At 36.1% G+C, this 22,520-nt stretch carries 22 protein-coding genes; 12 read left to right on the forward strand and 10 right to left on the reverse strand.

Translation table 11 applies throughout. From position 1 onward, the window contains the following. The 3 genes from dnaA (at position 1) to VUJ46_RS00015 (ending at position 2,730) form a co-directional block, all read left to right on the forward strand. Positions 1 to 1,455: a chromosomal replication initiator protein DnaA gene (gene dnaA, locus VUJ46_RS00005; protein ID WP_326982968.1), complete on the forward strand. Its 1,455-nt coding sequence runs from the start codon at positions 1 to 3 to the stop codon at positions 1,453 to 1,455. A gap of 111 nt (positions 1,456 to 1,566) precedes the next feature. Further along, entirely contained in the window at positions 1,567 to 2,022 is a 456-nt protein-coding gene (locus tag VUJ46_RS00010; RefSeq protein ID WP_326982969.1) for a low molecular weight protein-tyrosine-phosphatase, read from the forward strand. 9 nt (positions 2,023 to 2,031) lie between these two features. Continuing rightward, complete coding sequence (locus VUJ46_RS00015; protein ID WP_326982970.1) at positions 2,032 to 2,730, forward strand: SAM-dependent methyltransferase; 699 nt, start codon at positions 2,032 to 2,034, stop codon at positions 2,728 to 2,730. 129 nt (positions 2,731 to 2,859) lie between these two features. Here VUJ46_RS00015 and VUJ46_RS00020 read toward each other — a convergent pair whose 3' ends face one another. Further along, positions 2,860 to 3,537, reverse strand: a complete 678-nt coding sequence (locus VUJ46_RS00020) for a DUF4349 domain-containing protein (protein WP_326982971.1) — start codon at positions 3,535 to 3,537, stop codon at positions 2,860 to 2,862. Positions 3,538 to 3,672: 135 nt separating this feature from the next. On the opposite strand from VUJ46_RS00020, the gene VUJ46_RS00025 reads away from it, so the two are divergent. Then, a complete protein-coding gene (locus tag VUJ46_RS00025) occupies positions 3,673 to 5,013 on the forward strand; it encodes an IS5 family transposase (protein WP_326981209.1) in 1,341 nt (446 codons plus the stop codon). On the opposite strand, the gene VUJ46_RS00030 is transcribed toward VUJ46_RS00025, so the two are convergent. Continuing rightward, complete coding sequence (locus VUJ46_RS00030; protein WP_326982972.1) at positions 4,972 to 5,184, reverse strand: hypothetical protein; 213 nt, start codon at positions 5,182 to 5,184, stop codon at positions 4,972 to 4,974. The two genes, VUJ46_RS00025 and VUJ46_RS00030, sit on opposite strands and share 42 nt — an antisense overlap. Positions 5,185 to 5,341: 157 nt before the next feature. On the opposite strand from VUJ46_RS00030, the gene VUJ46_RS00035 reads away from it, so the two are divergent. Then, positions 5,342 to 6,409 (forward strand): DUF2891 domain-containing protein, encoded by a 1,068-nt coding sequence (locus VUJ46_RS00035; RefSeq protein WP_326982973.1) that lies wholly within the window; start codon positions 5,342 to 5,344, stop codon positions 6,407 to 6,409. An 84-nt stretch (positions 6,410 to 6,493) separates the two neighbouring features. Here VUJ46_RS00035 and VUJ46_RS00040 read toward each other — a convergent pair whose 3' ends face one another. After that, positions 6,494 to 6,967, reverse strand: coding sequence for an Mpo1 family 2-hydroxy fatty acid dioxygenase (locus tag VUJ46_RS00040; protein ID WP_326982974.1), 474 nt, complete (start codon positions 6,965 to 6,967; stop codon positions 6,494 to 6,496). Positions 6,968 to 7,037: 70 nt separating this feature from the next. Between VUJ46_RS00040 and VUJ46_RS00045 the strand changes: the two genes are divergently transcribed. From VUJ46_RS00045 to VUJ46_RS00060, 4 genes are all read left to right on the forward strand, one after another. Then, positions 7,038 to 7,883, forward strand: a complete 846-nt coding sequence (locus VUJ46_RS00045) for a helix-turn-helix domain-containing protein (protein ID WP_326982975.1) — start codon at positions 7,038 to 7,040, stop codon at positions 7,881 to 7,883. An 89-nt stretch (positions 7,884 to 7,972) separates the two neighbouring features. Then, positions 7,973 to 9,283 (forward strand): TolC family protein, encoded by a 1,311-nt coding sequence (locus VUJ46_RS00050; protein ID WP_326982976.1) that lies wholly within the window; start codon positions 7,973 to 7,975, stop codon positions 9,281 to 9,283. Positions 9,284 to 9,419: 136 nt separating this feature from the next. Beyond that, on the forward strand, positions 9,420 to 10,541 hold the full coding sequence (locus tag VUJ46_RS00055) for an HlyD family secretion protein (protein ID WP_326982977.1): 1,122 nt from the start codon (positions 9,420 to 9,422) through the stop codon (positions 10,539 to 10,541). A gap of 101 nt (positions 10,542 to 10,642) precedes the next feature. Then, positions 10,643 to 12,235, forward strand: a complete 1,593-nt coding sequence (locus VUJ46_RS00060; RefSeq protein WP_326982978.1) for an MFS transporter — start codon at positions 10,643 to 10,645, stop codon at positions 12,233 to 12,235. Between the two features lie 346 nt (positions 12,236 to 12,581). On the opposite strand, the gene VUJ46_RS00065 is transcribed toward VUJ46_RS00060, so the two are convergent. Together VUJ46_RS00065 and VUJ46_RS00070 are read right to left on the reverse strand one after the other, a co-directional pair. Beyond that, on the reverse strand, positions 12,582 to 14,036 hold the full coding sequence (locus VUJ46_RS00065) for a sigma 54-interacting transcriptional regulator (protein WP_326982979.1): 1,455 nt from the start codon (positions 14,034 to 14,036) through the stop codon (positions 12,582 to 12,584). Between the two features lie 102 nt (positions 14,037 to 14,138). Further along, complete coding sequence (locus VUJ46_RS00070) at positions 14,139 to 15,278, reverse strand: vWA domain-containing protein (protein ID WP_267405428.1); 1,140 nt, start codon at positions 15,276 to 15,278, stop codon at positions 14,139 to 14,141. 200 nt (positions 15,279 to 15,478) lie between these two features. Here VUJ46_RS00070 and VUJ46_RS00075 point away from each other — a divergent pair, with 200 nt between their 5' ends. The 3 genes from VUJ46_RS00075 (at position 15,479) to VUJ46_RS00085 (ending at position 18,077) form a co-directional block, all read left to right on the forward strand. Next, positions 15,479 to 16,024, forward strand: coding sequence for a hypothetical protein (locus VUJ46_RS00075; protein WP_326982980.1), 546 nt, complete (start codon positions 15,479 to 15,481; stop codon positions 16,022 to 16,024). A gap of 12 nt (positions 16,025 to 16,036) precedes the next feature. After that, complete coding sequence (glsA, locus tag VUJ46_RS00080) at positions 16,037 to 17,047, forward strand: glutaminase A (RefSeq protein WP_326982981.1); 1,011 nt, start codon at positions 16,037 to 16,039, stop codon at positions 17,045 to 17,047. A 325-nt stretch (positions 17,048 to 17,372) separates the two neighbouring features. Then, a complete protein-coding gene (locus VUJ46_RS00085; RefSeq protein WP_326982982.1) occupies positions 17,373 to 18,077 on the forward strand; it encodes a class I SAM-dependent methyltransferase in 705 nt (234 codons plus the stop codon). Positions 18,078 to 18,265: 188 nt separating this feature from the next. On the opposite strand, the gene VUJ46_RS00090 is transcribed toward VUJ46_RS00085, so the two are convergent. The 5 genes from VUJ46_RS00090 to metG all read right to left on the reverse strand — a co-directional run bounded on the left by VUJ46_RS00090 (position 18,266) and on the right by metG (position 22,499). Beyond that, complete coding sequence (locus VUJ46_RS00090) at positions 18,266 to 18,814, reverse strand: hypothetical protein (protein WP_326982983.1); 549 nt, start codon at positions 18,812 to 18,814, stop codon at positions 18,266 to 18,268. Further along, a complete protein-coding gene (locus VUJ46_RS00095) occupies positions 18,718 to 19,056 on the reverse strand; it encodes a hypothetical protein (protein WP_326982984.1) in 339 nt (112 codons plus the stop codon). Before VUJ46_RS00095 ends, VUJ46_RS00090 begins: the two co-directional genes overlap by 97 nt. Before the next feature lie 135 nt (positions 19,057 to 19,191). Continuing rightward, positions 19,192 to 19,608, reverse strand: a complete 417-nt coding sequence (locus VUJ46_RS00100) for a transposase (RefSeq protein ID WP_326982985.1) — start codon at positions 19,606 to 19,608, stop codon at positions 19,192 to 19,194. 117 nt (positions 19,609 to 19,725) lie between these two features. Further along, a complete protein-coding gene (locus tag VUJ46_RS00105) occupies positions 19,726 to 20,403 on the reverse strand; it encodes a hypothetical protein (RefSeq protein WP_326982986.1) in 678 nt (225 codons plus the stop codon). 59 nt (positions 20,404 to 20,462) lie between these two features. Then, the gene (metG, locus tag VUJ46_RS00110; protein ID WP_326982987.1) at positions 20,463 to 22,499 is read right to left on the reverse strand and encodes a methionine--tRNA ligase; all 2,037 of its coding nucleotides are present in this window, start codon (positions 22,497 to 22,499) and stop codon (positions 20,463 to 20,465) included. Between the last annotated feature and the right edge of the window lie 21 nt (positions 22,500 to 22,520).

Raw genomic sequence — 22,520 nt, forward strand, 5'->3', positions numbered from 1 at the left:
ATGGATGAAAATTTAATGTTGATATGGCAGAAGTGTCTGCAGTTTATGCGTGATAATTTAAACGCGGCTGAGGATAATTCTGATTTAAAAAAGCTTGAAAAATCTTTCGACCTTCTGTTTGATAAAGTTCAGCCAATTTCTTTGGTTCAGAACAATCTTACCTTGATGGTTCCGAGCGATTTTTACAAGGAATATATTGAGGATAATTATCTATCCTTACTTTCAGCTGCCCTGAAGAAAAATATTGGAAAAGGAGTAAAATTATGGTATTCTGTAATGGAAAACAAGCCTAGCGGTTTGGAAAAACCAGTTACAATGAATATGAAGGGGAAAACAGTTCCTCCTCCAAAAATGCAGGAAACGATGCCTCAAGGGTTTTCGTCGAACATCGTTAATCCGTTTGTGGTTCCGGGAATCAGAAAAGTAAATATTGATTCCAACTTAAAGCCAGATTTCTCTTTTGATAATTATATAGAAGGAGAAAGCAACAAATTTGCTGCTACGGTAGCAAGATCTATCGCTAAAAGACCGGGGGCAACCGCTTTTAACCCATTATTTTTATATGGAGGTTATGGAGTTGGTAAAACGCACTTAGGACAGGCTGTAGGTTTAGAAGTGAAAAGTCAGTTTCCGGATAAAGTAGTTTTGTATTTGTCTTCTGAGAAATTCATCCAGCAGTTTATTTCAGCTGCAAAAGCTCATAAGCAGACAGAATTTGCGAATTTCTATCAGATGGTTGATGTTTTGATTATCGATGATATTCAGTTCCTTTCAGGGAAATCGGCAACTCAGGATAGCTTCTTCCACATTTTTGATTATTTACATCAGAATGGAAAACAGATCATCTTGACATCGGATAAAGCTCCGGCGGATATTATGGATATTCAGGACAGGATTGTTTCCCGTTTCAAGTGGGGACTTTCTGCGGAAATTAAATCACCGGATTTGCCGACACGTAGGCAAATTATCGTTGACAGATTAAGCCGTGACGGAATCGTTCTTCCGGATGACGTGCTTGATTTCTTGGCTACCGAAACAAAGACAAATGTAAGAGAACTTATTGGGGTAATTAACTCAGTAATTGCTTATTCTACCATATATAAGAAAGATCTGAGCCTTGAATTATTGAAAGATACGATCAATAAAATTGCTGCGAATCAGAAGAAGATTGTTAATATTCCTTATATTCAGGAGGTTGTTTGCGATTATTTCGGAATCAAAAAAGAGCAGCTTTTATCTAAAACAAGAAAAAGAGAAATTGCACTTCCAAGACAATTGGCGATGTATTTTTCAAAAGAATATACCAACTCCACATTCAGCAAAATTGGTGAAGAAATGGGAGGAAAAGATCACTCTACAGTAATGTATGCCTGCGATACGATCAAAGATGTTTCTAAAATTGATAAAGAGATCAAGAAGTACGTGAAAGACTTAACTGAGAAGATCAAACAATAGAAATAATTTAATTAAAAATATATAAAATGGAGAATAGAATTTATTCTTCATTTTTTGTTTAATACAATAATTTTTTAATCATTAAATCTTTTAATTTTTAAATAAAGTAGTATGAAAATAGTAATGGTTTGTCTGGGAAATATTTACAGAAGTCCTTTAGCGGAAGGGATTATGAAAGCAAAAGTTCCTTCTCATTTTATGATTGATTCTGCGGGAACGATTTCCATGCATGAAGGTAAACATCCTGATAAAAGATCGATAAAAACAGCGGCAAATCATCAGATTGATATTTCAAAACAAAGATCAAGACCCATTAACAATGCAGATTTTGATATATTTGATAAAATTTACTGCATGGATATTGATGTGATGGCAGATGTGATCTCAAAGGCTAAAAATGAAGAGCAAAGACAAAAAGTTTCTTTATTTTTGGAGTCTTTAGGAGATCATGAAAATGCAGAAGTTCCCGATCCTTACTGGGGAGATATGAAGGAATTTGAAGAGGTATTTCAGCTTATTAATCGAGGATGTGATGCCATTGTACAACAACTTAACAGTAACAACTAAAACGAAATTATGCTTTTTTTATTACCTGCTTACCTTTCCGAAAATACTTCTATCACTCATTTTTCACCTGTGATTAAAGAGTATATTATGCAAACGGATTACTTCTTTGTTGAAAATGAAAAAACGGCCAGAAAGGTGGTGAAATTCTTCGCTCCTGAGAAAAAACAGGCAGATTTAAAGCTTTTCTTGCTGGATAAATATACCGAAAATGCTGACATTAAAGAAGCCCAGGACAGAATGCTGAATGGTCAGGATTTCGGACTGCTTTCCGAAGCCGGACTTCCGTGTATCGCTGATCCCGGAAATTTAATGGTAAAATGGTGCCACGAAAAAAATATTCAAGTAGTGCCTATCTCAGGGCCTTCATCCATTATTTTAGCCTTGATCTCAAGCGGTTTTAACGGTCAGGAATTTACTTTTAACGGCTATCTTCCGATTGATAAAAGTGAGAAGAAAAAACAGATTTTGCAGTTAGAAAGTCTGGTTCAGAAAACGGGCTATTCTCAGATTTTCATGGAAACACCGTATAGAAATAATGCGCTTTTTGAAGATCTTACTAAATTTTTATCACCCAATACCAAGCTCTGTATCGCTGCCAATATCAACGATCCTGAACTGGAATTCATTAAAACAAAAACGATAAAAGAATGGCAGAAACAAAAACCGGAATTGCATAAAATTCCAGCTGTTTTTGTGTTGGGAAAATAGCCATTGTGAGGAATGAGATAATATTTTTATAATTTCTCGCAGATATAGCAGAATACGCAGATTATAATTTATACAGTTTATAAAAAAGATTTGTGTAATCTGCTATATCTGCGAGGGAAATAATTAACATTACTTTCTCTTCCTGTTTCTCCACTTTTTCCAAAGATAAACAATAGCAGGAATCAGCAGAAAGAAAGGCCATAGCGAAGTTAATCCGAGAAAGAAAGCAATAAAACTATTCCAGCCCTCTGTGAAAGAATCTCCAAAGCGGCTTCCAAAACCGATTTTTGAAGTCGTTGAACTTCTTACTTTTTCTTTGTGTAGAGTTAGATTTAATGTACTGTAATTCACGCGGTCATCGATAAACCGAAGCCTGCCTTCCGAGACATCAATTTCATCTTCTAATTCTCGGATATTTTCCTGAATTTCCAGCATATCTTTCGTAGTAGCCGCACTTTTCAGCATATCGCGATATTTTTCAAGATAGATTTTCTTGTTCGCGAGTTTGATGGTAACATCAGTGTATTCTTCCGTAACGTCGTTTGATGAAATGTTTTTAGATAAAACAGAACCCATTCCGTCTGAAAACGAATTGATTAACGAGTCAAAATTCTTGTGCGGAACTCTTATTATTAAGTTAAGATTTTCATCGGTATCTGTATTTCGAAACTCTTCTTTCTGAATGTAGCCATTACTCTTTTTTACGATTTCATTCACTTGATTCTGAGCTTTTTTAGTGTCGCCAACCTGAATCGTCATTTCACCATTTTTAATGATTTTTTTAGAAATTGTATCATTTGTATTCAAATACTGATTTTTATTTAGTCATTCCTTAAAAACCAAGTAATATTTTGATTATCAGTTTTATGCACTTATATTTCGTAAAAAATCGTTGTAAAAAATTGCAATAAATTGTATTTTTAGGATATAAAAAGTGGCAAAATGTTAGGCAAAATAAGAGAGGATTTACAGCAGAATTTATTCAAGACCAGGCTTACGGAGCTTATTAATATGGAGCATCCGGTGGTAAAATTAGCTGGGGAGATTTCCTGGGATAAAATGGAGTCAGAGTTTGAGAAATTATTTTCAGAAAACGGAAGACCTTCTATTGCTATCCGTAAAATAGCAGGAATGCTTTTGCTCAAGGAAATGTTTAAAGAAAGTGATGAAAGTGTAATAGAGAGATGGATTGAGAATGCGTATTGGCAATATTTTACCGGAGAAACCTTTTTCCAGACAGAGCAGCCTTTCGATCCGAGCAATTTTGTACACTTCAGAAAAAGAATTGGAGATAAGGGTTTGGAATTTCTTTTGGGACAAAGCGTTTCTCTCCATCCCAAAGCCAAAACAGAAGATGAAGTTCAGGTAGATACGACGGTTCAGGAGAAGAACATTACCTTTCCTACCGATGCCAAATTAGCAAAAAAAGTAATCGACAATTGTAGAAAAATAGCAGAAAAAGAGAGCGTTGTACAAAGACAAAGCTACAGAAGAGTGAGCAAACAATTATTGCGGGACGCTTTTTTTGGACATCATCCCAGAAGACAGAAGAAGGCAAAAATGGCGAGGAAAAAGCTCAGGACGATTGGTAAAAGAGTTCTTCGGGAATTGGAAAGAAAACTTCCTAAAGATGTTTTGAAAGGCTACGAAGACGTTTTTAAAATTTACCTTAAAGCACTCACCCAAGAACGTACCACGAAAGATAAAATTTACAGTCTTCACGAGCCACAAGTTGCGTGTATTGCGAAAGGAAAATCGGGAAAAGCATACGAGTTTGGGACAAAAGTAGCAGTAGTAAGAGGTCGGAAAACAGGGATCATCAGCTCGGTAAAGAGATTTTCTGGCAATCCTCACGATAGTAAAACTCTTGAAGAATCATTGGCACAGAGTGAGAGGGTAAGAAAATCCGTTGGCGGAACAAGACCTACGAAAGCCACTACAGACAGAGGATTTAAAGGAATCAAAGAAGTGGAAGGAACAGCAATTTTGCTTCCCGCAAAAAAAGAAAAAACAAAATATGGGCAACAAGTAGCCAGATTAAGATTCCGGGCAAGAGCAGCCATAGAACCTTGTATCTCTCATTTAAAAAGAAACCACTCCTTAGGATTAAACTTCCTGAAAGGAGTGGCTGGAGATATTAATAATGCATTATTAGCAGGGATTGGATACAATTTGAAGATGAGATTGAATCAAATCAAACAACAAATTCTTCTTTGGCTCGAACTTGTTCTCCGAATCTTTTTAGGCAAATATAATTTTCAAAGTCAAAAAACAGCTTTTTAAGGAGCGACTATTTACACTGGCTGATTTTTCTGAAATGGCAGCAGGTGAATAATTTGCTACTTTATCTTCCTGAACAACATCCACTAAACTGGCATGTAAAGCCTGTGTTTCATTCTTTTTGCAATGGATAAGTAGAATACAAAATGAAAGTGATACTAATGATTTTTTCATAATTTATTTCTTTTGGGTACTTTCAAAAGTAGGGGTAAAAACTGAAAAAGATTAAATTTTTAAAGAACATTTGAATTTTAGGGGAATGAATTTATAAATCTATTCTTTAAATTGATCTAACCATGGGATACTTGAATTTATTTTATATTTTTATTGAATGAAAAAGAGTCTTTTAGCCATCCTATTTTTACCGTTTTCGATGTTTGCTCAGGAAGTTCCGAAACTGACGGATGAAATGGCAATCAAATTATCCGAAAAACCACTTCACTGCATCAATCAGGAATATCCGAACAAAACGGCGCATATTATTAATAATGCGGATGAAGTTCCGTTAACACCGAAAGATCTACATCCCAGTTTTTATGGCTGTTTCGATTGGCATAGCTCTGTTCATGGACATTGGATGTTGGTTCGTTTACTAAAAACAAAGCCGAACTTGTCGATTGCAAGAGACATAGAAAATATTCTGGATAATTCATTTAAAAAAGAAAATCTTCAGACAGAAGCAGATTATTTTACCAAATATCAACTGACAGGAACTTTTGAAAGAACCTACGGCTGGGCTTGGCTATTGAAACTGGATGAAGAATTAGCAACTTGGGACCATCCAAAAGCGAAAGTTTGGCATCAGAATCTGAAACCTTTGACGGATAAAATTTTAGCTTCCTGGAAGAGTTTTTTACCAAAACAAACGTATCCAAACAGAACGGGAGTGCATCCTAATACAGCCTTCGCAATGGTTTTTGCATTAGATTGGGCAAGAGCGACAGGTGATAAAGCGTTTGAGAATCAATTGATTGAAAAGGCTAAATATTTTTATTTAAATAATACAAAAACGCCTGCTTATCTTGAGCCGGACGGTTCAGATTTCTTTTCGCCGAGTTTAGAAATTGCAGATTTAATGAGAAGAGTTTTACCTCAAAAAGAATTTGTTTCCTGGTTAAATAATTTCTACGAAAAACGAAGTCTGGAGAATATCGAGAAAATTCCTGTTGTGAGTGATTTGTCTGATTATCAAACTGTTCATTTGGTTGGTTTATCCTTCACAAAAGCTTGGTGTATGAAAGGAATTGCAAAATCTCTTCCCAATGATCATCCATTAAAAAAAGAATTCCAGAAAACGGCAACTGTATTTTTAAACAACGGACTTCCCTTATTATTCCAAGGGAATTACGGTGGTGATCACTGGTTGGCGAGTTTTGCAGTGTACGCTTTAGAAGATTAATTGGGCTGGAAACTTGAAGCTGGAAGAGGGAAGTTGATGAGTTGTATAGAGCAACTTCCAGCCTCCATCTTCCAACTTCCTAACCTAATATTTAATTCCCAATTTTTTAAGAATAAAACTTAATAGCCAGATCGGTCCTACTAAAAGAAACTGTACATCTTTTAGGAAAGATGGTTTTTTGCCTTCAATTTTATGTCCTACGAATTGTAAAATCCATGTGATGATGAAAACAGCGAGGTAAACAATCCAGGAATTTTCTTTGAATCGAATATTGATTCCGTAAGCGAAACTTTCCATTAAAGTCATCACAATAATCATGAGTAAACCTACCAAAAAGGAAAGCCGCATATAAAAAATAGTGACCAAAGCCATTGCGACGAGGCTTATATAACTAATTTCACCAATATAAATAAAACCAATTGATTTGGACGGAATGAGTGAAATAAATCCTAAAATCGTCCAGAAAATCAAGGGAACACAGAGCCAGTGAATCAGTTTGTTGGTCGAATTTCTGTGACTTTCACCGTATTCAGCAAATAGTAAATCAATCTTTCTCATAATAGGAATTTGGAAAATACTAAAATAATAAATTTTTGTAATCGCTCAAGAGATTGCTTACATTTGTGTTATGTCTGCCTTAGAAAAATTTGGGGTTGAGATCTTTACTCAACATAATATTTTCCAGAGAATCGCTGTCGATAAGCCTTTTCGACCGGATAATCCTGCATTTATATTCATTAAAAGCGGGACCATAAAGCTTAAACAACACTTCCGCGATCTCGAACTTTCTGCCAATATGTTTATGGTAACCGATCCGCAGACGATCTATGAAATGGTGTCCGTAAGTGACGATTTTCAGTCGAGAATGGTTTCTTATAAACGTGAATTTATTTCAACGTTGTCACTGAAATTCAATAGGTTAATTACGTATCGTTACTTTAGGCAACAGATGAATATCGGCGTTCCTTTTCATCAGGATGAAATGGATGTGGTTTGGAAAAGTGTGAATTTTCTTAAATATATTTTAGATTCAGAAACGGAAATGACCTATAAAAAAGAGATCGTTGAGCATCTTTTTTCTGTTTTTTGTTATCAGATGGCAGGGATTATTGCTCAGGAAGACAGCAATTCTATGAGCCAGATGTCGAGACAGGAGGAAATTGTTTTTGTTTTTCTGAACGACCTTGCCGAACATCATCTTACCGAGCGTGGAGTAGAGTTCTATGCCGAGCGGCAGTCAATTACAACCAGACATCTTTCTTCTGTTATTAAAGAGATTACCGGCAAGTCGGCAAGTCAAATCATTGCTTTAATAGTAATCAATGAGGCTAAAGTGCTATTAAATGCTTCCAGTAAACCTATATCAGAGATTTCATCAATTCTTGGATTTAGCGATCAATACTCATTTTCACATTTTTTTAAGAAACATTTAGGCGAAAGTCCATCACAATACAGAAATCAGTTCGAAAATTAAAATCCTACGTTTGAACATCTTTTTCCAATTCTCAAACATTTGTTTGAGTTTGTATTCACCCTAACTTTGTACTCGTAAAACAAGGTAAAATGGTAAAGAATATAAAAACAGCACTATCATTAATGATAGCGGTCTTTCCTGCGCTGTTTTTTTCACAGGAAATAAAACAGATGACAGCGAATGAGGTGGCCGAACTCGCCGTACAAAATCATCAGCAGTTGAAGGTTTCGGCGCAGAATATCGACATCGCAAAACAAAATACGAGCGTTACTAAACTTCAAAAATTGCCGACAATTACGGCTTCTACCAGTCAATTCTATTTAGGAAACGTATTAGCAATTGATAAGGATTTTTCAAATTCTACGGCTATCCCGATGCCTCATTACGGAAGTTCTTACGCGGTTCAGGCGACTCAACTCATCTTCAAAGGAGGATTGGTCAATAAGTCGATTGAATTGGCAGGGCTTCGTGAGCAACTTTCAGAATTAGATTTAGAAAAGAATAAGCAGGATGTGAAATTTTTGGTTATTTCCAATTATTTGGATATTTATAAAATCATTAATCAACAGGAAGTTTTTCAAAATAACAAAAAACTGGCTCAGGAGAGGCTGAAAAATATTCAGAAGTTTTATCAGCAGGGAATGGTGACGAGAAATGAGGTGATTCGTGGTGAGCTGGCCATCAAAAACTTAGATCAGGGAATTTTAACATTAGTGAATAATAAAAAGATTCTTAATTATAATTTAAGCATCGCTTTGGGTTTGCCTTCTGATACTGAGATTGTTCCTGTTGAAAATGTTGAGAGCAAAGATGCCGGAATTGGTATGGATTATTACGTAAATCTTGCCCACGACAGCAATCCTTTAATGAAATCTGCTAAAACAAATATTGATGTTGCAGATAAAAATATTGAGATTATAAAAACTGATAAAATGCCTACCATTGCAGGTTTCGGTGGATATACCTTACAAAGACCGATCACGACGAGAAATCCTGTGTTGGATATGTATTCGGGAGGTTGGCAAACAGGTGTTTCATTAAGCTATAATATTGATAATCTGTATAAAACGAAGGAAAGAGTGAAGTTGGGTGAGATTCAGAAAAATCAGGCGAATGATGCGATGACGTTGACTCAGCAAAATATTGATATGGCGGTGAATGCGGCTTATGTTAAATATCAGGAGTCGATTCAACAGGCTGATATTCTGAATGATGCTAAAAGTTTAGCGGAAGAAAATTATAAGATTACAGAAGCTAAGTATCTGAATCAGTTGGCGGTACAGGCAGAAATGATTGATGCACAAAATCAAAAACTGCAATCAGAATTAGATTATGCCAATGCAGAAATCAATGTGTTGTATCAATATTACAATCTTTTGAAATCTACGGGAACGCTGTAAATAAATTCTCTGAGGTCTTTTTTAAGTGAAACGCCTTTGAGAGCTTAAAAACATTTAGTAGTCAAAAAATCTTAGCGCCCTTTGCGTTTAAAATAAATAACACAAGGAAAAAAATTTAAAACTGAAAATCAAAACAATGGAAAACAAGGAACAAAATACTCAAAATACCGCGCCGGCACCCGTACAATCTAGTGCTGTGGCGAAAAAGAAAGAAAATAAAAAGAATAAAATCAGAGCCATTATCTCTAACATTATCGTGTTTTTGGTGATTGGCTTCGGGTTATTCTGGCTGGTACGTGAATATTTTCACGTGGGCGACAAAACATATACGGAAGCGGCTCAGGTTGAGGAGTTTATTAATCCGATCAATACGAGAGTTTCAGCATATATCAAAGAAATTAAGTTCATTGAACATCAGCAGGTTAAAAAAGGAGATACATTAGTGATCCTTGACGACCGCGAGATTTTAACACAATTAGGTCAGGCAGAAGCGGCTTATCAGAATGCTTTAGCTCAGAAAACAGCAACAAGTTCATCGGTAAATACCGTTTCCAACAACGTTAGCGTAATGGAATCCAATATTGCGGGAGCAAAAGCCAGACTTTGGAACGCGGAACAAAATTTAACCAGATATAAAAATCTGTTGGCTTCAGAAGCAGTAACAAGACAGCAGTACGATCAGGTAAAAACCGAATATGATGCACAGAAAGCGGCGTATGAAACATTGGTAAATCAAAAGCAATCTGCGAATCTATCGACAACGGAGGTAAGAAGCAAATTAGGGATTAAAGATGCCGAAATTAAAAGAACAAAGTCAGCATTGGATATGGCAAAAATTAATCTGTCTTACACCGTGATCACCGCGCCTTATGACGGAGTAATGGGAAGAAGAACGATTTCTGAAGGACAATTGATTCAACCCGGACAACAAGTGGCAACAATCGTTCTAAATGGACAAAAATGGGTAACCGCCAATTTCCTGGAAAGTCAGATGCCAAATATCAAAATTGGTGAAAAAATGATGATGACAGCCGATGCGTTAGGCGGACAAAAATTTGAAGGAATTGTAACGGCCATTTCAGCGGCAACGGGTTCAAGATATTCAAGTGTTCCGACGGATAACTCTACCGGAAACTTCATCAAAGTTCAGCAGAGAATTCCTGTGAGAATAGAGTTTACAGCTTCTAATAAAAAAGAAGATCTGGCTAAACTGAGTGCGGGAATGAACGTGAATGTGAACATTAATTCAAAAGATTAATACATATAAGATGTCAGATTACAGACCTTGAAGAGGAATTAATGCAGAAAGCTGTAAGTCAGATGTCTATTATCTGAAATCTTATTATCTAACAAAAAATCATGTACAATAAAGGATTATACAACGACTGGGTTCCGAAACCCGTGCAGCTTTTGCTGATCGTATTGCTTCTTGCGGTGGTGATGCCATTGGGAGGCGTGTATACGGGAAACATCAGCTATGTGGTGAGCGGAACCGGGGCGATGACAGAATATTTCATGTGGGCGAATTATGCGACTACCATTGGGATGGGCGCATGTATGCCGATTGTGATGAGAATGAAAATGAGATACAAAGTTCGTGATAAAATGACACTTTTATTGGTACTTTTAGGTTTGCTGAGTTATTTGAATTCAACGACTTTTGAGCCGATGATCTTTGTATTTTCCGCTTTACTGATCGGGTTTTTAAAAATGATGGTAACAATTGAATTATTCTTACCGTTAATGGCCATGATCGGGAACAGAGGAATGTTCTACGGCGGATTTTATACCTTCGTTTTAGCCATGAATCAGGTTTCTGCTTATTATGCGGTGGAAGTTTCTATTCAATACAACTGGCAGCATTTTTATGTGATTATGGCAGTAGGATGCTTCATTTTGGCTTTGCTGCATTGGGTTTTTATGCACGATAAATATTTTGCATTAAAAGTTCCGTTGCATTATATCGATTGGTTGAGTATTCTACTTTTCGTTTCCACGTTTATGTTTTCGGCGTATGTTTTTTCGTTTGGAAAACAGCAGGATTGGCTCAATTCAAGAAATATTATCAATGCGAGTATCGCAGCTTTTGTGAGTTTTGCTTTGTTGGCGATTCGTCAGTTTACGTTGAAAAGACCTTATATATCATTTAAAATCTTCACTAAAAACAATGTTCAGCACGGGTTATTTATGCTTTTCATGCTCGGAATGTTTTTAGGAACAACCTCTATTCAGAACACTTTTGCAGTCGGCGTTTTGGGATATGACCAATTAACCAATGCAAGATTGAATTTATTAATGATTCCCGGACTGGTTTTAGCCGGAGTTGTTGCTATTATTTGGTTTAAAAAAGAAATTCCATTGAAGATGTTTATTTTTTCAGGATTTTCAGCAATGGTGGGCTATGCTATGGTGATGTACTTTTCTATGGTGCTCGAATTCAGTTATGACAATTGGTATTTACCGATGTTCTTAAAAGGTTACGGAATGGGCGCCTTATTCATTTCGGTTTGGTTTTATACGCTTGATAAGCTGGAATTGGATGAAATGCTCGCAGCTATCGGATTGGTATTAGTTTGGAGAACGTTTTTATCGGTTGGAGTTTTCTCTGCAATTTACGCTTGGTTTCAATATCATTTTCAGGTTGTTGCGATTGGAGATCTCGCTGTTTATATGGATGGAATGACGATAACTCCACAAAGTGTATCTGCCAATATGAAGACTATTCAGTTGAATGCCATTATTATAGCTAATAAAAAAATATTCGGATATATTATTTTGATGGGCTTGGGAGTGTTGGTTTATGTTTTCACGCATCACTTCGGAAAAGAACGTTTCGAATACGCTAGATTTGTTAAAATATTAAACGGAAAATCTGCATTGGCGAGAAAAAGACTTCGCGAAAGAAAAAGATTAGTGAACGAAATAAAAGACGCAGCAGGTCCTGCTATATAAAGATACCTTGTTTTTCATTTGCAAAACTCCATTTTCATTGTCAAGTGGGGTTTTGCTTTTTTTAGGAGCTGTTTCCCGCTTTCCACTGTATCTTTTTTGTTACGGGCTCCGCTTCGCTGCGCCCGCAACAAAAAAGGATGCCGTTTCAATCGGGGCTAAAAAAGTTTGTAGGCTCAGAAAAAGCTTTCTGAGCCAATAAGGTTAAGTTTAAAAATGGGCAAACCTCACAGGTTTCGAAAACCTGTGAGGTTTAGAATAATCGCGCAATTTGGAAATGTTTTAAAGTTTAAAGCAAAAAAAACGCGGATCTAAAATCCGCGTTATCATTTTATGGTATATTTATTTTTTAATTCCTAAAAAGCTGTCTCACATCTGCAGAATCAAAAGTAAAAGTAGCCTGATTTTCAGACTTGTCTAACTTTTTGCTAATCGTTAATGCCCATAAAACCAATTCTTTGCAGAAGTTTTTGTCTTCTGGGCTAAATTCAGCTGCATTTTCTTCTACTAAGGTATTAAGAGGTTCTACCGCACTTAGTTTTTTGTAAAACTCTTCGTCTGTATCAGCATAATTTAATTCCAGCTGATTTTTATTGAACCATTGAATTAAATCAGTGTATGGCGTTTTGATGCCTTCTTTTTCCAGTTTTGAAACTCTTGGGAAAATACTTTCGAACTGTAACATCACGGCCTTATCGATCAATATTTTAGCCACATAATCTGCACCTTCCTGTTCGCCTTCATACACCAATTCAATTTTTCCGGTAATGGAAGGAATAATCGACATAAAATCAAGCAAACGAACCGTTGTTTTTTCAGCACCAGTTTCTATTAAACGCAACTTTGCGGCTGCAAAAAGATTTTCCATAGCGCTGATCGTTAATCTTGCACTTACCCCGCTTTTCGCATCTACATATTCACTGTCCCGCGCTTCGAAAGCCACTTCTTCCAACAAATCTTTCGCAAGTCCCGGAATTTGTATCTGAGATCTGTCTTCGCTTGAGATCGCTGCTTCCTGTTCGGTAATTTGTCTTGCCAACGCAATGGTTGTAGGATAATGCGTAAAGATCTGCGAACCGATTCTGTCTTTCAACGGGGTTACAATACTTCCTCTGTTGGTGTAATCTTCCGGATTGGCCGTAAACACAAACTGAATATCCAAAGGCATTCTCAATTGAAATCCACGGATCTGAATATCACCTTCCTGTAAAATATTAAACAATGAAACCTGAATTCTCGCCTGTAAATCGGGCAATTCATTCAATACAAATATCGAACGGTTAGCACGCGGAATCATTCCGTAATGTAGAACACGCTCGTCGGAATACGGAAGTTTCAAAGTAGCTGCTTTAATGGGATCAATGTCACCAATTAAATCGGCAACATTCACATCCGGTGTTGCCAGTTTTTCAAAGAAACGATCGGACCGGTGAACCCACGAGATCGGAGTTTCATCACCTAGCTCTTCAAGAAGGTCTTTCGCAAATTTTGAAATCGGCTGAAACGGACTGTCATTAATCTCAGAACCTTTTACAATCGGCATATATTCATCCAAAAGATTGACCATGCTTCGGGCAATTCTCGTTTTTGCCTGTCCGCGCAATCCCAAAAGGTTGATGTGATGTCCTGCCAGAATTGCCTTTTTTAATTGAGGAACTACCGTGTCTTCATATCCCCAAAGTCCTTCAAAAACCGGCTCTTTTGCTTTAATTTTTGCAATTAAATTAGCCTGAATTTCCTGATTGATGGTTTTATCTGTATATCCTGAATTTTTTAATTCCTTAAATGTAATATCGTTTTTCATTTGTTGTAATAATCTGATTATTTTTTTATTGAATTCGATTTGAAATATTTTTAACGTAAAATTACTTTTGCCCTTTTACTTTTAACTTTTTCCTTGCCCCTTTTAAATCCTTTTAATCCTATTTTTCTCGTAATCTTCAAAAATCATCTGTCCTAATCCGGAAAGACCTGTTAAGAAAGCTTTTCCTTTATTCTGAGCTGTAAATTCCTTCACAAACTGTCGCAAATAAGGATCTTGTGCGATCATAAAAGTCGTGATTGGGATTTTCAGTTTTCTGGCTTGTGCTGCTTTGTTGAGACATTGTGAAACAATCATTTCATCCAGACCGACGCTGTTTTTGTAAAATTCACCGTTGGGAAGTCGAAGACAGCTTGGTTTTCCATCGGTAATCATAAAGATCTGTTTATTGGTATTTCTTTTTCGGCGGAGAATATCCATCGCCAGTTCCAGTCCGGCAACCGTATTCGTGTGGAAAGGTCCGACCTGTAAATAAGGGAGATCTTTCACTTTAATCGGCCAGGCTTCATTTCCAAAAACGATAATATCGATCGAGTCTTTCGGATATTTTCTCTTGATTAATTCAACCAAAGCCATCGCCACTTTTTTGGCCGGAGTGATTCGGTCTTCTCCATATAAAATCATGGAATGGCTGATGTCGATCATTAAAACCGTGCTCATCTGCGCTTTATGTTTCGTTTCCTCCACAATCAGGTCGTCTTCCGTCATGCGAAGGTCTGAAATTCCATTATTGATCTGGGCATTTTTCAGACTTTCAGTCATATTAACTAATGAAAGATCATCACCATATTGAAACGAACGGTTCTCACCATCTTTTTCATCGCCAACGCCTGTTTTAGTCGTTCTGTGATTACCGATTCCTGTTTTTTTAAGCTTACCAAAAATCTGGTCCAAAGCAAATTCGCGCAAGGCAGCTTCCAGTTTTGGAGTCAGGATATTTTTACCTTTTCCTGTTCCCGAATTTCCGTCTTCAGGATCTTCTTCTTTTATATAACCTCTCTTTTTAAGGTCTTCTTCAAAGTCTTCCAAAGAATATTCATCATTAAAAATATCATATTCCTTGTCCAGCATATCCAGCCACTCGAAGGCTTCTTCAATATCCCCGGAAGTGTGCGTCAAAAGGTCTTTGAAAACATCAAAAACCCTGTCAAAATGCGAAATTTCCTCCGGAATATGTTTGCTGAAAGTGAAGCCTTTATGAAAATTAAATTCTTTATTTGTCATAAAATAATGATGCTATATTTTCTTTTCTTCGATTTTTAAATTAGACAAGTTAGGAAATAATTGCAAGAATAAAGCCGATTAAAAAATAGAAAATGTTAATCGTGATGATGGTAATATTATTTGGATGAAAAATTTAATGCTTAATTTCTTCATCAGGTACCCTCGGAATATTATCTTTGTGAACAATAAAAAATTAGATGATGAAAAAAGTAATCTTGTTGGCTTCGACTGTTTTGGTATTAAATTCCTGTGTAGTTTCTACAGCTGCAAAAGTGGTAAAAGGTGCAGTGAACGTAAGCTATAAGGCGGTGAAAGGAACGGTAAACGGCATCAGCTGGGCAGTTCGGAAGGCTAATGGAAAAATAGATGAAGACCGTTTAGACGGAACCTGGAAAATCGTTGGCGTGTATCGCGGTTCTTTTGAAGATTTTACGAAAGATCAAAATCCTGAAAGTTCTTTTACTTCGGAATGTGGAGATAGCTTTGAGCAGATTATTTTTAAGGCTAAAAGATCAAAATTTCAGCCGGTACACTGCAGTTCGGAAAAAGAAGACTGGGTGAAATATTCTCTGGAATTCGGTAAAAATCCTGTAACGAAAGAAAAGGAAAATTATATTGAATACAATTCCAATAATTATATTTCGGTGATTGATGTCAATAATAAAACAATGGTTCTGGAAGGAAATGTGATGCCCAAATTAGCTTTTTCAGGGGCAAAACTTTATCTTTTAGAAAAAGTAAAATAGTGCGTATTCAATATGAAAAAAAATAGCTTTTTATCTGCAAAGGGAGTTTTATTTGCAGCGGTTCTGTCTTTTAATACGGTAGTTTATGCTCAAAAAACAGCCGATATTTCCACGATTTCTGAGAAAACATTAAGTACTATTCTCGAAAAAAACAGAGCGTATTATTCACAAGGTAAAGTGGCCGATTATATTCCTGAATTAGGGAAAATGGACGCGAAATCGATTGCCTTTTCGGTGGTAGGAAAAGATGGCAAAGTGTTGAATACCGGAGATGTGAAGCAGAAATTTACGATGCAGAGCATTTCGAAAATTATTTCGTTGATGGTAGCGGTGACTGAAAGGGGAGAAGCCAATGTTTTTGATAAGATGGGCTATTTTGGATCTGATAAACCGTTTAATCATTTTTCGAATCTTGAAACTACAGGAAAACCTCTTAATCCGATGATGAATGCAGGGGCGATTTTAACCACTTCTCTGATTTCGGGTGATGGTGAAAAGCCGTTCCTGAAAATTTTGGATATGGTAAGATATATTACCAAAAATCCTTCGATTGAGTACAGCAAATCGGTATATGAATCTGAAAAATCAACCGGACACCGTAACCGCGGAATGTTTTATCTGATGAAAAATAACGGATTGATTTCCGGAAATGAAGATCAGCTGGATAATTATTTTAAGCAATGTTCTATTGAATTAACGACAGAAGATCTTGCCAAAATAGGTTATTTCTTCGCCAATGAATGTGTTCGTTTTGATGGAGATTCTAAATACAAAAATAAAGACATCGCCAGATTGGTAGAATCTCAGATGCTGACGGCGGGAATGTATGAATTCAGCGGTGAATATTCCAGAACGGTTGGTTTACCGAGTAAATCGGGAGTTGGAGGCGGAATTACGGTAAGTGTTCCGGGGAAAATAGGAATTGGGGTTTTCAGTCCGGCATTGGACGGGCATGGAAATTCTTTAGCGGGTTATCACATGATTTTAGACTTGGTAAAACAATATGATTTAAGTGTATTCTAAATTTTTTGAAGTTTGTTCTCTTGTGGAGATTTAGGATCAGAAATCTTTTATATTGAGTGTTGATTATAGTTTTAAGGGATGACAAACTAAGTATATATTTTAGTCTTTGAATTAAAGACTGAATTCCTAGCCGCGATTGAGCGGTATGTTTGAGCTCTTTTCTAGACTTGGCTCGGCGGCGAAGCCGCCGAGCCAAGTCTAGAAAAAGCGAGTAGCGAAAGCGGGAAATAGCTCCTAGAAAAAATAATTACAGGAAGTCAAAAAATAAAAAAGCTCGTTTATTTTCAATATCCAAAACCTTATCTTTGCGGCTTTAAAATAAGATATGAAAGATTTAATGGGCAAAGCGATTTGGGATTTCTATCATGATGAAAATCCTGAAGATCTGCAGACTGAAACTTCAATTTCTGAGCTGGATGAGCTTCCGGTGGATTATCTTTTCCGCGATTTTGAAGATATGAATGATATTGAACAAAAAGCTTTGGAACTATCTCAAGGAAAAACACTGGATATCGGAGCGGGAGCGGGTTCACATTCTTTGTATCTCCAAAATGAAAGGAATTTGGATGTTACTGCATTGGATATTTCACCAAAATCAATTGAAGTTTGTCAACTGCGCGGAATCAAACAAGCTGTTTCTCAAAATATGCTTGAATTTTCAGGAGAAACTTTCGACACCATTTTATTATTAATGAACGGAACCGGAATTTTCGAAAGTCTTGGAAGTATTGATATCTATCTTGAAAAGCTTCATTCTTTATTAAATAAAAACGGACAAATCCTTATTGACAGCACAGATATTCTGTATATGTTTGATAAAGATTACGATGGTGGAGTGTATATTCCCGCTGGCGGATATTATGGTGAATTAGATTATATTGTGCATTACAAAGGTGAATCGGAAGAGCCGATCAAATGGCTATATCTTGACTTTTATACATTGAAAAATGCTGCGGAAAATAATGGTTTCAATATTGAAAAAGTTTTGCAGGATGAGGATTCTTATTTGGCAAGATTGACTAAGAAATAATTGGTTTAGAAATGCTTCGACAGGTTCAGCATGACATTTCTAATACTAACTGTTTTTATTAGCGATTCATTTTTAGCGTTGTCATGCTGAGCGGAGTCGAAGCATTTGTTAAAGTATAAAAAAATCCACATGAAGCTCATGTGGATTTTTTGTTTTATAGTGTAAGGAATTTCTTAATTAGTCGCTCCTTAAAAAGCTGTTTTTTGACTTTGAAAATTATATTTGCCTAAAAAGATTCGGAGAACAAGTTCGAGCCAAAGAAGAATTTGTTGTTTGATTTGATTCAATCTCATCTTCAAATTGTATCCAATCCCTGCTAATAATGCATTATTAATATCTCCAGCCACTCCTTTCAGGAAGTTTAATCCTAAGGAGTGGTTTCTTTTTAAATGAGAGATACAAGGTTCTATGGCTGCTCTTGCCCGGAATCTTAATCTGGCTACTTGTTGCCCATATTTTGTTTTTTCTTTTTTTGCGGGAAGCAAAATTGCTGTTCCTTCCACTTCTTTGATTCCTTTAAATCCTCTGTCTGTAGTGGCTTTCGTAGGTCTTGTTCCGCCAACGGATTTTCTTACCCTCTCACTCTGTGCCAATGATTCTTCAAGAGTTTTACTATCGTGAGGATTGCCAGAAAATCTCTTTACCGAGCTGATGATCCCTGTTTTCCGACCTTTACTACTACTGCTACTTTTGTCCCAAACTCGTATGCTTTTCCCGATTTTCCTTTCGCAATACACGCAACTTGTGGCTCGTGAAGACTGTAAATTTTATCTTTCGTGGTACGTTCTTGGGTGAGTGCTTTAAGGTAAATTTTAAAAACGTCTTCGTAGCCTTTCAAAACATCTTTAGGAAGTTTTCTTTCCAATTCCCGAAGAACTCTTTTACCAATCGTCCTGAGCTTTTTCCTCGCCATTTTTGCCTTCTTCTGTCTTCTGGGATGATGTCCAAAAAAAGCGTCCCGCAATAATTGTTTGCTCACTCTTCTGTAGCTTTGTCTTTGTACAACGCTCTCTTTTTCTGCTATTTTTCTACAATTGTCGATTACTTTTTTTGCTATTTGGCATCGGTAGGAAAGGTAATGTTCTTCTCCTGAACCGTCGTATCTACCTGAACTTCATCTTCTGTTTTGGCTTTGGGATGGAGAGAAACGCTTTGTCCCAAAAGAAAATTCCAAACCCTTATCTCCAATTCTTTTTCTGAAGTGTACAAAATTGCTCGGATCGAAAGGCTGCTCTGTCTGGAAAAAGGTTTCTCCGGTAAAATATTGCCAATACGCATTCTCAATCCATCTCTCTATTACACTTTCATCACTTTCTTTAAACATTTCCTTGAGCAAAAGCATTCCTGCTATTTTACGGATAGCAATAGAAGGTCTTCCGTTTTCTGAAAATAATTTCTCAAACTCTGACTCCATTTTATCCCAGGAAATCTCCCCAGCTAATTTTACCACCGGATGCTCCATATTAATAAGCTCCGTAAGCCTGGTCTTGAATAAATTCTGCTGTAAATCCTCTCTTATTTTGCCTAACATTTTGCCACTTTTTATATCCTAAAAATACAATTTATTGCAATTTTTCACAACGATTTTTTACGAAATATAAGTACATAAAACTGATAATCAAAATATTACTTGGTTTTTAAGGAATGACTAATTAACTAAAATTATCTTTATTATACTAAAAGTCCTTGGAATCAGATAATTTGAAAAAAGCCCTTGTTCATCAAAATACATTAAAGCAAGCATAACCATGGCTAAAATGATAGGAAAGATAAATGAGGCTGATTTATAAATGAGTTTTTTTGGTAAAACGGCTACAGAAATAATCATCAGACTAATGCTTCCCAAACCAATTATCAAAATTCTTGGATCATATCTTGAACGGTCTTGAGGAAGGTCAAGAGCGGATATTACATAATTTTGAATGAAAAAATATAAAATTCCAAAGGCTAAAGTAAGAATAGCCGGAATATATTTTTTTATTTTGATGAAATTTAAAAAAAGCAATATACTTCCGGGAATTGTTCCAAATAAAAAACTAATCACTAAAATTGTACTTCTCGAATAAAGAGCAACAGCAGCCGGATCATCTGTCAAGTGTTCCTGCCAAAGTTCCTGTTCTTCTTGTAATTTTGTTTGTTCAACGTTCTTTCTGTTTTGAATAATTTCCGCAATATCTTTCTTTTCCTGTTGGGAAAAAATATTTCCTCTCTCCTGAAGAATTTCGAAGGCTATTTGAATGGCTTCCGGAGTAAATTGACTGTCTTTTTGTATATATTTTTGTAATTCCCTGTCGGAAAGTTTATCTAAAACACTTTTCTTAACCATAATTCAGAAAAAAAGAGCATTGAAAAATGCTCTTTTCGTATTGTTATTGATTTCAAAAATTACCCAATCTCAATACCATTCTCAACATTACTGTCGTCTGGTGTTACGAAAGATAATTTTCCGTCTGGTTTTGTTGTTAATAATAACATTCCCTGAGATTCAATTCCTCTGATTTTTCTTGGTGCAAGATTTAATAAAATCATTACTTGTTTTCCAATAACTTCTTCAGGAGTGAAGCTTTCAGCGATCCCTGAAACTACAGTTCTCACATCAACTCCTGTATCGACAGTCAGTTTTAGTAATTTATCTGCTTTTTCAACTTTTTCAGCTTCTGTAATAGTCGCTGTTCTTAAGTCAATTTTCGTAAAATCATCAAAAGTGATTTCGTCTTTCATAGGGTTTGCGTTAGGGTTTGTTTTTTTATTGTTTTGTTTCGTGTCTTCCAGCTTTTGGATTTGAGCTTCGATGACGTCGTCCGCGATTTGAGAGAATAATAAAGGAGCAACATTTATTTTATGCCCACCTTTAATTAAAACTTTTGAAGTTTCAACATCTTCCCAATTCATCTGTTCAACATTGAAAATATCGTAAATCTTCTGTGCTGTAAAAGGTAAGAATGGCTCTGCTAAATTCCCTAATGCAACAGCAATTTGAGATCCAATAAACAAAATTTCTTTTGTCTTTTCTAAATCTGTTTTAACTGTTTTCCAAGGTTCTTCATCAGCTAAATATTTATTTCCAAATCTTGCTAAATTCATGAAAGCTGTTAATGCATTTCTGAACTCATATTTTTCAAGATAGTTTCTAATTTCTTTTGCTTTTTCTCCAATTTCAGCAAGTTCTGGAGCATCAATATTACCTTCAGGAATAATTCCGTCAAAGTTCTTATTAATTAAAACAGCAACTCTATTGATAAAGTTTCCGAAAATTCCAACTAATTCAGAATTATTTTTCGTCTGAAAATCCTTCCAGGTAAAATTATTATCTTTTGTTTCCGGAGCTGATGACAGAAGAGCGTATCTCAATACATCTTCCTGTCCAGGGAAATCTTCAACATATTCATGTGCCCAAACTGCCCAGTTTCTTGAGGTTGAAATTTTATCGTTTTCAAGATTCAGGAATTCAAAAGCAGGAACATTGGTCGGCATAATATAATCGCCATGAGCCTTCATCATCGAAGGGAAGATAATACAGTGGAATACAATATTATCTTTTCCGATAAAGTGAACTAAATCAGAATCTTCGCTTTGCCAATAATCTTTCCAGTCTTTTCCGTTTTTCTCTGCCCATTCTTTGGTGAAAGAAATATATCCGATCGGCGCATCAAACCATACATACAATACTTTTCCTTCTGCACCCGGAAGTGGAACAGGAACACCCCAGTTCAAATCTCTGGTCATCGCACGAGGTTTCAACCCGTCATTTAACCAAGATTTAACCTGTCCGTAAACGTTAGGTTTCCAGTCGTCTTTATGACCTTCAATAATCCATTCGTTAAGGAAATCTTCGTATTCATTTAATGGTAAATACCAGTTTTTTGTTTCTTTTAAAATAGGAACATTTCCGCTTAACATTGATTTTGGGTTAATCAACTCAGATGGTGAAAGGGTAGAACCACATTTTTCACACTGATCTCCGTAAGCATTTTCGTTTCCACAATTCGGACAAGTTCCAACGATGTATCTATCAGCTAAAAATTCTCCGGCTTGTTCGTCGAAGTACTGCTCAGACATTTCTTCCGTGAATTTCCCTTTTTCATACAAAACCTTAAAGAAATCCTGACTGGTTTCGTAATGGTTTTTAGAAGTTGTTCTCGAATATTCATCAAATGAAATCCCTAAATCTGAAAAAGATTTTTTAATGATCTCATGGTATTTGTCGACGATATCCTGAGGGGTTACTCCTTCTTTTTTAGCTCTGATGGTGATAGGAATCCCATGCTCATCTGAACCACAGATAAACGCTACATCTTTTCCTAATCTTCGCTGAAATCTTGCGTAAACATCCGCAGGAATATACACACCTGCCAAATGTCCTATATGAACCGGTCCGTTTGCATAAGGCAAAGCTGCCGTAATCATCTTTCTGTTTGACATTTATAGTTAAATTTTGATTGC

This window comes from Chryseobacterium sp. MYb264 (assembly GCF_035974275.1).
GTDB lineage: Bacteria > Bacteroidota > Bacteroidia > Flavobacteriales > Weeksellaceae > Chryseobacterium.

Bases quoted from the DNA above. Each gene is read 5' to 3' on its own strand.
- dnaA (WP_326982968.1), top strand. From the start codon at position 1: ATGGATGAAAATTTAATGTTGATATGGCAGAAGTGTCTGCAGTTTATG.
- VUJ46_RS00010 (WP_326982969.1), top strand. From the start codon at position 1,567: ATGAAAATAGTAATGGTTTGTCTGGGAAATATTTACAGAAGTCCTTTA.
- VUJ46_RS00015 (WP_326982970.1), top strand. From the start codon at position 2,032: ATGCTTTTTTTATTACCTGCTTACCTTTCCGAAAATACTTCTATCACT.
- VUJ46_RS00025 (WP_326981209.1), top strand. From the start codon at position 3,673: ATGTTAGGCAAAATAAGAGAGGATTTACAGCAGAATTTATTCAAGACC.
- VUJ46_RS00030 (WP_326982972.1), bottom strand. From the start codon at position 5,184: ATGAAAAAATCATTAGTATCACTTTCATTTTGTATTCTACTTATCCAT.
- VUJ46_RS00035 (WP_326982973.1), top strand. From the start codon at position 5,342: ATGAAAAAGAGTCTTTTAGCCATCCTATTTTTACCGTTTTCGATGTTT.
- VUJ46_RS00040 (WP_326982974.1), bottom strand. From the start codon at position 6,967: ATGAGAAAGATTGATTTACTATTTGCTGAATACGGTGAAAGTCACAGA.
- VUJ46_RS00045 (WP_326982975.1), top strand. From the start codon at position 7,038: ATGTCTGCCTTAGAAAAATTTGGGGTTGAGATCTTTACTCAACATAAT.
- VUJ46_RS00050 (WP_326982976.1), top strand. From the start codon at position 7,973: ATGGTAAAGAATATAAAAACAGCACTATCATTAATGATAGCGGTCTTT.
- VUJ46_RS00055 (WP_326982977.1), top strand. From the start codon at position 9,420: ATGGAAAACAAGGAACAAAATACTCAAAATACCGCGCCGGCACCCGTA.
- VUJ46_RS00060 (WP_326982978.1), top strand. From the start codon at position 10,643: ATGTACAATAAAGGATTATACAACGACTGGGTTCCGAAACCCGTGCAG.
- VUJ46_RS00065 (WP_326982979.1), bottom strand. From the start codon at position 14,036: ATGAAAAACGATATTACATTTAAGGAATTAAAAAATTCAGGATATACA.
- VUJ46_RS00070 (WP_267405428.1), bottom strand. From the start codon at position 15,278: ATGACAAATAAAGAATTTAATTTTCATAAAGGCTTCACTTTCAGCAAA.
- VUJ46_RS00075 (WP_326982980.1), top strand. From the start codon at position 15,479: ATGAAAAAAGTAATCTTGTTGGCTTCGACTGTTTTGGTATTAAATTCC.
- glsA (WP_326982981.1), top strand. From the start codon at position 16,037: ATGAAAAAAAATAGCTTTTTATCTGCAAAGGGAGTTTTATTTGCAGCG.
- VUJ46_RS00085 (WP_326982982.1), top strand. From the start codon at position 17,373: ATGAAAGATTTAATGGGCAAAGCGATTTGGGATTTCTATCATGATGAA.
- VUJ46_RS00100 (WP_326982985.1), bottom strand. From the start codon at position 19,608: ATGTTAGGCAAAATAAGAGAGGATTTACAGCAGAATTTATTCAAGACC.
- VUJ46_RS00105 (WP_326982986.1), bottom strand. From the start codon at position 20,403: ATGGTTAAGAAAAGTGTTTTAGATAAACTTTCCGACAGGGAATTACAA.
- metG (WP_326982987.1), bottom strand. From the start codon at position 22,499: ATGTCAAACAGAAAGATGATTACGGCAGCTTTGCCTTATGCAAACGGA.